This window comes from Bacillus sp. EB106-08-02-XG196, from assembly GCF_013396335.1.
GTDB lineage: Bacteria > Bacillota > Bacilli > Bacillales > Cytobacillaceae > Neobacillus.
The window spans coordinates 208,865-221,414 of record NZ_JABWSY010000010.1; the positions used below are offsets into that span (position 1 = coordinate 208,865).

Consider the following 12,550-nt stretch of genomic DNA (forward strand, 5'->3'; position numbering starts at 1 on the left):
GGCTCTTTATTTTATATACAAGGAGCAGATTATGCACATACATGTAGATCAAGTGAACCGACAATTTCATTTAACAAATGGTCAAGTGAGTTATATTTTCCACGTGATGAAAAATGGCCAGTTAGGCCACCTTTATTATGGAAAGGCATTGCGTCATAGAGACGACTTTTCCCATTTACAAGTTTATGATGTTCCAACTGGTGCCAGTTGCCATGTGTATGCAGATGATCCAGCTTTTGTCTTAGAAACACTAAGACAGGAGTATCCTGCTTACGGAAATTCGGATTTCCGGGAACCAGCCATTTCTGTCCGGAAAGAAAACGATTCACATGTTCCAACTTTTGTATATGACTCCTATAGCGTGTTAGAAGGAAAGCCGCGTCTTTTGGGACTTCCAGCAACGTACGGCAACGAAGCAAGTACACTACTGATTCTACTAAAGGATGAATTCCTTCAAGCTGAATTAAGATTAAACTATACGATTTTTCCGGATAAGCCTGTGATTACAAGAAGTGCCTCTTTGACAAACGATGGTCCAGAGAAACTTGTGATTGAACGATTGATGGGGGCAGCACTTGAACTGCCGGATAAGGATTTTATTTTTACTCATTTAGCAGGGGCTTGGGCTCGTGAAAGGCATGTGAAGGAGCGGAAGCTTGAAAGTGGAATTCAATCGATTTCTAGTTTAAGGGGTGCCAGCTCTCACCACCATAATCCGTTCTTAGCTTTAAGAAGGCCAGATACTACGGAGCATAGCGGTGAAGTGTACGGCTTTAACTTTGTTTATAGCAGTAATTTCCTCATGCAGGTTGAAGTAGACCACTACGACATGGCAAGGGTAATGGTGGGGATACATCCCTTTGGTTTTAATTGGGGTCTTCAACCAAAAGAAACGTTTCAAACACCTGAAGTAGTCATGGTTTATTCGGATAAAGGCTTAAATGGGATGAGTCAAGCCCTCCACCAGCTTTACCGTGAAAACCTGATTCCAGAACAATGGAAAAGAGAAGATCGTCCGATATTAATCAATAACTGGGAAGCCACCTACTTTGATTTTAATGAGGAAAAGCTAGTGAAAATTGCCAAGTCTGCCAGTGAATTAGGGATTGAGATGTTAGTCCTTGATGATGGCTGGTTTGGAAAAAGGAATGATGACACTTCTTCTCTAGGAGATTGGCATGTTGACTTTAATAAACTTCCGAATGGGTTAGAAAGTTTGGCAAAAAAGATTAATGATGTCGGAATAAAATTTGGCCTCTGGTTTGAACCGGAGATGATTAGTCCAAACAGCGAGTTGTTTAAAGAGCACCCTGATTGGGCTGTAGGAATGCCAGACCAGTATCGTACATTAGGGCGTAATCAACTGGTACTCGACTTCTCCAGACCTGAAATTGTTGATTATTTTTACGAAAAAATGTCGGGAATTATTAAACAAACAAATCTGTCTTATATCAAGTGGGATATGAACCGTAACATAACGGAGCCGTTCTCACAAAAATTAGCAGCCAATCAGCAAGGCGAGTTTTTCCATCGCTATATTTTAGGTGTGTATTCTCTGTATGAAAGGTTAACAAGTGAGTTCCCTCATGTCTTGTTTGAATCCTGTGCTGGCGGCGGCGGGCGCTTTGACCCTGGTATGCTGTATTATGCACCGCAGACCTGGACAAGTGATAATACTGACGCGGTCGAAAGGTTAAAGATTCAATATGGCACATCCTTTGCCTATCCATTGTATAGTATGGGATCCCACGTATCAGATGTTCCGAATCATCAAACATTTAGAGAGACACCGCTGTCTACACGGGCAAATACGGCTTACTTTGGAACGTTTGGCTATGAACTAGATCCACACTCCTTAACGGAGGAAGAAAGAGAGGAGATTAAAGAGCAGGTAGCTTTTTATAAAGAGCAGCGCCGCTTGATTCGGGATGGCCATTTTTATCGGTTATTAAGTCCTTTCTCTGGTAATGAGACAGCTTGGATGGTGGTTAGTCCAGACCAATCGGAAGCCCTAGTCGGCTATTATAAGGTATTGGCTACAGCAAATTCCCGAAAACAGCAAACATTACGACTTTGTGGACTATCAGAAGATAGATTATATGAAGTGGATGGGCGAACCTATTATGGTGATGAGCTTATGCAAGTTGGTCTTCTACTTCCTACGGAGTTTAACGGCGTAAACTTGGGATCATCGAAACGAAGAGGCGACTTCCAATCATATATATTTTATTTAAAATGTACGGATGAACAGGTGGATTAGACTATTAAAAAGGCAGTGTATATAGATATACACTGCCTTTTGTTTTTAGTAAAATTTTTAGTAAAAACAATAGATTTCTTTAACTAAATGGATTAAACTAAACACATAGCATATATAGTTGGAGGGACGACAATGAACATCACAAAATTAACGACAACATTCAGAGAAATATTTGACGCCCAGCCGGAGCAAGCATTTTTTGCTCCGGGGAGAATTAATTTAATCGGTGAACATACGGATTACAACGGCGGCCATGTATTTCCTTGTGCAATTACTTATGGAACGTATGCCGTGGCAAAAAAGAGAGATGACAATCTTGTCCGACTTTACTCCGTAAACTTTCCGGACAAAGAGATCATTGAATTTGATTTAACACAATTAGCTTATGATAAGCAGCATAATTGGGCGAATTATCCGAAGGGGATGATTCATTATATAAAGGAAGCGGGGTACGATATTTCACAAGGCTTTGAGTGTGTAATTGAAGGGAATATCCCTAATGGAGCAGGACTTTCATCTTCTGCATCCATTGAGTTATTGACAGGAGTGCTTCTTGACGGGTTATTTGACTTAGGAATTCCGCGTCTGGATATGATTCTTCTTGGTAAAAAAGTCGAAAATGAGTTTATCGGTGTCAACAGCGGCATTATGGACCAATTTGCAATTGGTATGGGTAAAAAAGATGCAGGAATTTTACTTGATTGCCAGACATTGAACTTTCAGTACGCTCCAATTAAGCTTGAAGGTTACAAGATTTTAATCATGAATACAAACAAGCGCAGAGAGCTGGCAGATTCCAAATACAATGAACGTCGTGGAGAGTGTGAACAAGCATTGTCACAGCTGCAGCAAAAACTTTCAATAGGAGCACTTGGACAGCTGACAGAAGCAGAATTTGATGAGAATCAAACCTTAATACCTGATGAAAAAGTTCGTAAGCGAGCGAAACATGCCGTGTATGAGAATGTAAGAACGCTAAAGGCTCTTGAAGAATTAAAGGCTGGGAATCTAGAGGCATTTGGACAGTTAATGAATCAATCGCATATTTCACTGCGAGATGATTATGAAGTGACTGGAATTGAACTTGACAGTTTGGTAGAAGCAGCATGGAAACAGCCAGGTGTAATGGGCGCCCGCATGACGGGAGCTGGATTCGGGGGCTGTGCAATTGCAATCGTTGAAAATGAACAGGTTGATAGCTTTATTGCTAATGTTGGTGCAGCTTATCAGGACAAAATTGGATATCCTGCAGATTTCTATGTAGCAAGTATTGGCGATGGGGCAAAAGAAATTCAGATGGGGGAATTTGAATGAGTATTCTTGTTTTAGGCGGGGCCGGGTATGTTGGTTCTCATGCTGTTTACCAGTTAATTGACCAGGGATCAGATGTGGTGGTTATCGATAATTTACAAACTGGCCATCGTGATGCCATTCATCCAAAGGCACATTTCTATGAAGGGGATATTCGCAGCCGAGAGTTTATGCGTTCTGTTTTTGAAAAAGAAAACATTGAAGCTATCCTGCATTTTGCCGCCAACTCTCTTGTTGGCGAATCGATGATCGAGCCTTTAAAATACTATGACAACAATGTATTCGGTACACAAATTGTCCTCGAAATGATGATAGAATTTAACGTGAGGTCTATCATCTTTTCGTCGACAGCCGCGGTTTATGGTGAACAGAAGGTTGTGCCTATTACGGAAGAGGCTCGGACAAAACCAACGAACACCTATGGTGAAACAAAACTTACGATGGAAAAAATGATTGCTTGGTGTGAAAAGGCATTTGATCTTAAATATGTTTCACTCCGATATTTTAACGTTGCTTCGGCAAGAAGCGGCGGGGAGATTGGAGAGGATCATAACCCTGAAACACATTTGATTCCCGTCGTATTAGAGGCTGCTTTAGGAAAAAGGCCGGCAGTAACGGTCTTTGGACAAGATTATGATACAGCAGACGGGACCTGCGTCCGTGATTACATTCATGTTGAAGACTTAATTGCTGCGCATCTTCTTGCACTAAAATATTTGCAAAATGGCGGGGAAAGTAATGTATTTAATCTGGGCAGCAGCCAAGGATTTTCGGTAAAAGAAATTATCGAAACAGCAAAAGAAGTAACGGGTATTGATATTCCTGTTCAATTCGGTGAACGCCGTTCTGGCGACCCTAGTACGTTAATTGCCTCATCTGAAAAAGCCAGAAGCGTCCTTGGGTGGAATCCAACAAGAACCTCGATACACCAAATCATCAGCGATGCGTGGAACTGGCACCAACATCATCCAAATGGATATGAGGGGTGAATGGTATGATTTATCAAAGAATCCAACAATTAATCAATCAATCCATTGCTGCTCAATTAATCGAGCCTGAGGATGAAATCTATGCTCGCAATCAAATTCTTTCACTTTTGCATTTAGTAGAGTTTAAGGAAGGTGCCGAAGAGTCAAATTTAGAGACTCCAGATTTACTTGAGCAAATTGCAGCGTACGCCTGTGAACAAGGGATTATTGAGGATATTTTTGATGAAAAAGAGATTTTTGCAAGTAAAGTAATGAACTGCTTTATGGCACGTCCATCAACGGTTAATCAAATATTTAACGAAAAATATAAAAAAAATCCGCAAGTCGCGACAGATTTTTTTTATGAATTAAGTAAAAATAGTAACTATATTCAGATGAAGCGGATTCGCAATAATATTGAGTACAAGGTAGACACTGAATATGGTGAATTGGACATTACGATAAATCTATCGAAACCAGAAAAGGACCCTAGAAGTATTGAACGCGAACGGGCCGCAAAAAAGAATAACTATCCAAAATGTCTGCTTTGTGTTGAAAATGAAGGGTATGCAGGAAGAATTGGTCACCCGGCGCGCTCTAATCACCGCATGATCAGGTTAAATCTTTTAGAAGAGAATTGGTTTCTACAGTATTCTCCATATGTATACTATAATGAACATTGTATTGTCCTGTCAGAGGAACATAGGGATATGAAGATTACTGCGGATGCCTTCAAGCGTCTTTTAAGTTTTGTCGAGCAGTTTCCTCATTATTTTGTTGGATCCAATGCTGACCTGCCGATCGTCGGCGGTTCCATTTTGTCTCATGATCATTATCAGGGGGGGCATTATGAATTTGCGATGGCAAAAGCAGAGGATGATTGGAACTTTGAGTTAAATAGGTTCCCGAATGTTCATGGTTCCGTTGTTAAATGGCCTATGTCAGTTATCCGATTGCGCTCTGAGGAAATTGGACCGCTAGTGGAAGCCGGCGAGCATATTTTATCAGAATGGAGAAATTACAGCGACGAAACAGTTGGTATCCATGCCAAAACAGGTGATACTCCGCACAATACCATTACACCTATTGCACGAAAGAAACAAGATTTATACGAATTAGATTTAGTTTTACGGAACAATCGGAGTAGTGAGGAACATCCGCTTGGAATTTTTCACCCTCATCAGGATGTTCATCATATTAAGAAGGAAAACATTGGGCTAATCGAAGTAATGGGGCTGGCTGTTTTACCAGCACGCTTAAAGGCTGAACTTCTAGAAGTTGAAAGTTTCATTCTAGGAAAAACCGATATCGTTGCTGAATACCATATGGATTGGGCAAAAGGTTTAAAAGAAGAGTATCAAGCTGTGGCAACACCATCAAATGTAGAAGCAATCGTGAGAGAAGAGACTGGTAAGAAGTTTTTAAAAGTATTAGAAGATGCTGGTGTTTATAAGAGAAATGAAGAGGGCAAAGCCGGGTTCAAGCGCTTTATCATGACTTTATCATAGGTTAATCAGCTTACAGCATGGGATTGGCAAAACGTCTCATATTTTTATAAGTGAATTAATGGAGTGGAGAAAGAATGAAAATAATAGATAAAGTATTCGGTAGTTATCATGATGAGCCAGTAATGGAGTATACCCTTGTCAACGATTCAGGAATGTCTGTTTCCTGCCTGAATTATGGCTGTATCATTACAAAAATAATGGTCCCTGACCGCAATGGCAACACTGAAAATGTCGTGCTTGGGTTTGATAACTTAGAGGATTATATTGATTTGTCCCCGTATTTTGGCTCGGTTGTCGGCCGGGTAGCTGGAAGAATCAGCAACTCCCAGTTTGAATTAGACGGGGAAGTTTACCGGCTGACCCCTAATGAGGATCCTAACCATCTACATGGCGGTAAGAAGGGCTTTCATGCCGTTATTTGGAAAACGGAAAGCATTAAAATGGAAAATGCAGTCGGGTTGAAATTTTCCTATCGAAGCTTGGATGGTGAAGAAGGCTATCCTGGAAATTTGGATACGACCATACTCTGCCTTTTAAATAATCAAAATGAGCTGAGCATTTCCTATGAAGCGGTGACAGATAAAAAAACAATCGTTAATTTAACGAATCATTCTTATTTTAACTTAAGCGGAAATGTAAAGCGGGATTGCTCCGAGCACATACTACAATTAGAAAGTAATCGCTTTTTAGAGCTTGGGTCAGATTTAATGCCTACTGGAAGAATGATGGAATCAAGTAATACCCCTTTTGACTTTAAGCATGGCCGTTTATTGAAGTCGGGGATGAAATCCTCCCATCCACAAAATGTGCTTGCCGGCAACGGTTATGACCACCCGCTTCTTTTTACAAAAAAGGGAGAAAATACGGTGGTTTTAAGTGAAAAAGAGAGTGGCAGGACATTGTTAGTTACAACAGATCAGCACTGTGTGGTCCTTTATACAGCGAATCAACTGGAAGGTCCTTATTCAATATCTGGTGTGCGGGCAAGGAACTACTTAGGCGTGTGTTTAGAAACACAAGGGCTGCCAGATGCTATTAATCAGCCCGATTTTCCAACGATTGTTTTAAACCCAGAGGAAGTATATAAAGCCACAACAAAATATCGCTTTTTTTCTAATACAATAGGAGTTTGATAAATGGCTACAATCAAGGATATTGCAGAATTAGCAGGAGTTTCAATCGCAACGGTATCCCGAGTATTAAATTATGATAGTTCTTTATCTGTTGGTGATGAAACAAAAAAGAGGATCTTTGAGGTTGCGGAGCAGCTTTCCTATAAAAAGAAACCAGCTAGAAAACTAGAGACCGGGAAAATCGCACTTTTACAGTGGTATACAGAAAAAGAGGAATTAGAAGATTTATACTATATGTCGATTCGTTTGGGTGTCGAAAATCAATCCAGACAATTGGGCTTTTCTGTAGCTAAGTACTTTCAAGACAACTATGGAAATTTAAAACAGGATGAGATTCAAGGTCTTATCGCAATCGGAAAATTTAGTCATAAACAAATAAAGGATTTGGAATCCATCACTAGTAATATTGTTTTTGTGGACACCTCACCTGATGAAGAACAGTTCGATTCGATCGTGATTGATTTTGAAAAGGCGACGAAAAAGGTCATTGACCATTATTTGAAGAACGGTCATGAGACGATTGGTTATATTGGCGGAAGAGAAGTATTCAAAGATAAGACATCGACCATCGAAGACCCGAGAGAAGTGACCTTCAAAACCTATTTGGCAGAACAAGGGGTGTTGAATGAAGCGTTTATGTACGTGGGTTCATTCTCCGTTAACGACGGTCATTCACTCATGAAAAAAGCCATTCATGAGCATGGGGAAAACCTGCCCACCGCTTTCTTTGCAGCGAATGATTCACTGGCAGTTGGAGCACTCAGAGCGCTATTGGAAGAAGGAATCCCTGTTCCTGGCCGAGTGAACATCATCGGCGTCAACGACATCAGCATCTCCAAATATGTCTTTCCTTCATTAAGCACCGTGAAAGTCTATACCGAATTAATGGGAGAAACAGCCGTCAACACCCTGGCAGAAAGAATCGAAGGCCGAAAAATAGCCAAAAAAATAACCATCTCCACCCAGCTAATCATCCGAGACAGCAGCTCCTAAAAATCAATAACCAAACACAAATGTCCACCTCAGGTGGACATTTGTGTTTTAGTGGTGACAGGCACCGAATTAGAATGGTTCTAATATGGTGTTGTCACCTTTTGGCATTGTCGATTTTTGGTATTTTCCGTATAATGTTTTTTATCTAGACTGGTGATGTATGGGAGTTGTTTTATGAGCAGGTTGACTAAGGCGGCGTATGGTGTTGGAGTTTTGTTTTTTCTTCTGAGCTGTGCATTTTCTGTATTTTATGGATATAAGGTTGTTAGCCATGATTTGCCTGCTGAGGGTACAACGGTAGAAAAGTATCATTATCATTTTGTGCTTGTTCCTGAGGAGCTTGACAATGACTATTGGCGGCTTGTTGAAGAAGGGGCACAGAAGGCTGCTATGGAACATGGTGTTTTATTGGAGTATGCCGGGCCGAAGCAGGCGAATATCGAGGAACATTTAAAAACGATTGAAATGTCAATGGCGTCTAAAGTGGATGGTATTATTACGCAAGGCTTAAGTGATGAGCAATTTACGCCATTAATTAATAGAGTCGTAGAAAAACTCCCTGTTATAACCATAGATACAGATGCGGCCAATAGTAACCGAATGGCTTATATTGGAACAGACAATTATTATTCTGGTTTTTTGGCAGGTAAAGCTTTAATTAAAGATACAAATGGTCAGGCGAACGTGGCCATAATAACGGGGAATTTTTATGCGAACCATCAGCAGCAGCGTGTTCAGGGCTTTCGAGACGCTGTGGAATCTGAAGAGGGAATAACGATCTTAACTGTGGAAGAATCTGAAATTAGTCGAGTTCGAGCGGCTGAAAAGGCTTACCAAATAGTAACGGATTACCCCGAAGTCAATGCGTTCTATGGGACGAGTGCACTAGATGCGATTGGAATTGCCCAAGTAGTAGAAAAGTTCATGGAACATGATCAAGTTTATATTATTGGATTCGATACACTGCCCGAAACACTTAAGTACATTACGAAAGGCACGATTAAAGCGACCGTGGTCCAAGAGCCTTTTGAAATGGGCTACGAAGCAGTAGTAATGATGATAGATCTAATAGAAGGCAAGAAGGTTCCTCCTGTTAATCATACGAATACTCGGATTATGAGAGAAGAAGATTTACCTGAGATTCATCGGGTCATAAGGGAGGAATACTGATATGTTATTTCGTATTCGATCGAAATTATTACTCTATTTCATTGTCCTTGTCGTTCTGTTAACCTCTGTTGGCGTCCTTTTTTATCAAAGCAGCGAAAACCTAATAAATGAATATGATGATAGTTTTAAACGGTTTCTGATGTTAAATGATATCTCACAAAGAACCAACATAATTACGGAAAACCTGCAAGGGTATTTGTTAGATAAGGAAAGCTCCTATTTAAAAGACTATAACCTGGAAAAATCGAAGCTGCTGAATGACCAATGGCTTTTCAATAAAGAAATGAAATCGAATGATATGGGTGTTATTAACTACCAAAATATGATAAACAGCTTTCTAGAAGAAAGTGACGCAACGATAGAAGCTTTTCATAAAGACAATATTAACGATTATTCAAATCACTTAAATGAAGCAATAAAAATAGCAGGGTTCCTCCAAGAAAGTACGCTTGCGCTCCTGAATAACAAGCTGACAGACTATCAAATTTTCTATGATCAAATGGAAAGGCAAAATCATTATTATAAATTATTGTCTTTTTCCCTTTTCTCTGCTGCCTTTTTTCTTAGTACATTGATTGCTCTTTGGATTTCGGGCGGTATTACAAAACCAATTACGCTATTATCCGAGGCAGCCCGGCAAATTTCAAAAGGTAATCTATCTGGTGAAGATATTAAAATCACTACCAAGGATGAACTAAAGCCATTAACACAAACCTTTAACCAAATGCGTTCAAATCTAAGACAATTAGTAACTGAAATTAAGCAGAAATCGGAGCTTGATAAGCTCCTAAAAGAATTAGAGCTAAGAAGTCTTCAAAACCAAATCAATCCACATTTTCTATTCAATACTTTGAATACGGTTTCAAAGATGGCTTACCTAGAGGATGCGGAACATACTTCAAGATTAATAGAATCTGTTGCGGCATTACTGCGCTATAACCTAGGCGGAGATTTGAATAAAGCTGCCACTCTAAGGGACGAAGTATCTATTGTAAAAGAGTACTTTTTTATTCAACAAACAAGATTTGGAGACCGGATTCAATTCATCACGGAAATTGAAGAGGATTGTTTGGATATAGAAATTCCTAGTTTGACACTGCAGCCATTAATCGAAAACGCCTTCATACATGGTGTTGAATCGTATGAGGAAAATGCAGAAATCCGACTTCATATCTATAAAGAAAATGACAGAATTAATGTGGAAATAGTCGATAATGGGGATGGAATGGATGAAAGCACTCAAAATAGATTGCTTAAACTTGTAAGCGGAACCGAATTGGAAGAAGTATATGAAAAAGATAGATCAAAAGGCCATTCAACTGGTATAGGAGTAAAAAATGTAATTCGCAGGCTTCAGCTTTTTTACAATCAAACAGACATTATTGAAATACAATCAGAGTTACGTAAAGGGACAAAGTTTACACTGACCATTCCAAACGTTGTAAAAGGAGGAAGAGAGCTTGTTGAAAGTTCTAATTGTGGATGATGAGGTTTTGGAGCGAAAGGCATTAACGAAGATCATAAACAGCTCTTCTGAGGACGTAATGGTAATTGGTGAGGCGCCTAACGGAAGAAAGGCTATTGAAATGGCTGGAGAACTTAAGCCTGATATCATCTTTATGGATATAAAAATGCCCGGAATAGATGGTGTTCAAGCTGTTAAGGAAATCAAAAGCACTGATCAATACATTCGATTTATCATGGTTTCAGCCTTTAATACGTTTGAATATGCCAAGGAAGTCATGCAGCAGGGTGTAAAAGAATATATCTTAAAACCTAGTAGAAAACAGGATATTCTCGAGAGTTTACAGCGGGTTTCTGGTGAGATTTTTGAAGAGCGCAAGTCTATGAAGGAAAAGCAAAGCTTGATGGAGAACCTGGACCGTGCCGTTTCCATAGCCCAGAAAGAGTGGGTGTCTTCACTAATCCTAAACCAAGTCCAAGATATTTCGTTTGATGAATGGAGTCAACTGTTAGGGGTAGAAATTACTTCTGGTTATATTATGCTGTTTTCCCTCCTGCCTAGGGAGGAAGGAGAACGTGATGTACATCTAAAGCAAAACTTTTATTTATGGCTTAAGGATGTCTTGAAAACAGTTGTGAAAAAGGAAGATGTCATGATAGGACCAATGACAGATTCTCAAGTACCTGTTTTATTTCTATGTAAAGAACTTCCAGAAAAGGTGCATTTTAAAACAAATGCACAGCATACCATTGAGAGTCTATTTAGTTCCTTTCAAAAAAGCCAAATAAATGCGGATTTAAGAATAGGGATAGGACTCCCATATAGTCATGGCCATGAGCTTAATAAATCCTATCATGAAGCGGTAGTTGCTTTACACCAACTATTAAAAACTTCAAACCGAAAATATTTATTTAGTAATAAACAAGGGGCTGGTGAGCTGCCTTCCGTTTCTGATGTGCTGGAAATAGAGAAAAAATTGCTGGATGGTGTACGACAAGGTGATCTAAATCAAGTTATGTTTATTTTTGATTCGTTTGTAACCAAGCTGACCAGTAACAAAGGATTAAAGGCTGCAGTTGTGAAAAAGTCCCTTGATGAATTGTTTATTCTCCTTTCACGAATGATGCATGACTTAGGGATACACTTTGAAGGTTCCTTGACGATCGACGAGGCAGCAGATAGTAACCTAATTCTAGAAAAAGGAAAAGCTAATTTACTAGCAGTCGTCAAGCATGTTCAGCTGTGGAGGAACAATCATGCCAAGGGAATGCTTCATAGGGCGAAGGAATATATTGAAAGTCATTATGCCGATTCCATTACGTTGGAACACGTAGCAGAATATGTGGAGCTAAGTCCCTTTTATTTAAGTAAATTATTTAAAGATCGGTTTGGGATGACCTTTATCGATTACGTAACCGAAGTAAGAATAAAACAGGCAAAGCTGCAAATGGTTGATGCTACTAAGAGTTTAAAAGAAATATGCTATTCTGTCGGCTATAAGGACCCGAATTATTTTAGCCGTGTGTTTAAAAAACAGACAGGCTTATCCCCAACCGAATTTCGTAAGGAAACGGTAAGTTAATAGAACGATAGTTACAAAGACTGATTCGTAAATGAATTAGTCCTTTTTGCATGAACAAAATAGTCTAGGAAATCGCAAATTTGTGCTATAGGTAGGAACTATTGAACGAAAACCTCCGATGTTAACATATGTGTAAGGGCTTTCAATGAGGTGGAGGTAA

Annotated in this window: 9 protein-coding genes; all 9 read left to right on the top strand. The window is 39.6% G+C overall.

Going from position 1 to position 12,550, the window contains the following annotated elements; genetic code table 11:
* Positions 1-31: 31 nt before the first annotated feature.
* The 9 genes from MLOOGBEN_RS17130 to MLOOGBEN_RS17170 all read left to right on the top strand — a co-directional run bounded on the left by MLOOGBEN_RS17130 (position 32) and on the right by MLOOGBEN_RS17170 (position 12,390).
* The gene (locus tag MLOOGBEN_RS17130; RefSeq protein WP_179159480.1) at positions 32-2,260 is read left to right on the top strand and encodes an alpha-galactosidase; all 2,229 of its coding nucleotides are present in this window, start codon (positions 32-34) and stop codon (positions 2,258-2,260) included.
* 132 nt (positions 2,261-2,392) lie between these two features.
* Positions 2,393-3,574, top strand: a complete 1,182-nt coding sequence (locus tag MLOOGBEN_RS17135) for a galactokinase (protein WP_179159481.1) — start codon at positions 2,393-2,395, stop codon at positions 3,572-3,574.
* Positions 3,571-4,560 (top strand): UDP-glucose 4-epimerase GalE, encoded by a 990-nt coding sequence (gene galE / locus MLOOGBEN_RS17140; protein WP_179159482.1) that lies wholly within the window; start codon positions 3,571-3,573, stop codon positions 4,558-4,560. Before MLOOGBEN_RS17135 ends, galE begins: the two co-directional genes overlap by 4 nt.
* Before the next feature lie 5 nt (positions 4,561-4,565).
* Positions 4,566-6,047: a UDP-glucose--hexose-1-phosphate uridylyltransferase gene (gene galT, locus MLOOGBEN_RS17145; RefSeq protein ID WP_179159483.1), complete on the top strand. Its 1,482-nt coding sequence runs from the start codon at positions 4,566-4,568 to the stop codon at positions 6,045-6,047.
* A gap of 74 nt (positions 6,048-6,121) precedes the next feature.
* A complete protein-coding gene (locus MLOOGBEN_RS17150; RefSeq protein ID WP_179159484.1) occupies positions 6,122-7,180 on the top strand; it encodes an aldose epimerase family protein in 1,059 nt (352 codons plus the stop codon).
* A 3-nt stretch (positions 7,181-7,183) separates the two neighbouring features.
* Positions 7,184-8,173 (top strand): LacI family DNA-binding transcriptional regulator, encoded by a 990-nt coding sequence (locus MLOOGBEN_RS17155; protein ID WP_179159485.1) that lies wholly within the window; start codon positions 7,184-7,186, stop codon positions 8,171-8,173.
* A gap of 174 nt (positions 8,174-8,347) precedes the next feature.
* Complete coding sequence (locus MLOOGBEN_RS17160) at positions 8,348-9,343, top strand: sugar-binding protein (RefSeq protein ID WP_179159486.1); 996 nt, start codon at positions 8,348-8,350, stop codon at positions 9,341-9,343.
* A gap of 1 nt (position 9,344) precedes the next feature.
* Positions 9,345-10,829, top strand: coding sequence for a sensor histidine kinase (locus tag MLOOGBEN_RS17165; protein WP_179159487.1), 1,485 nt, complete (start codon positions 9,345-9,347; stop codon positions 10,827-10,829).
* Positions 10,804-12,390: a response regulator gene (locus MLOOGBEN_RS17170; protein WP_179159488.1), complete on the top strand. Its 1,587-nt coding sequence runs from the start codon at positions 10,804-10,806 to the stop codon at positions 12,388-12,390. The genes MLOOGBEN_RS17165 and MLOOGBEN_RS17170 overlap by 26 nt, the downstream gene beginning before the upstream one ends.
* Positions 12,391-12,550: the final 160 nt, after the last annotated feature.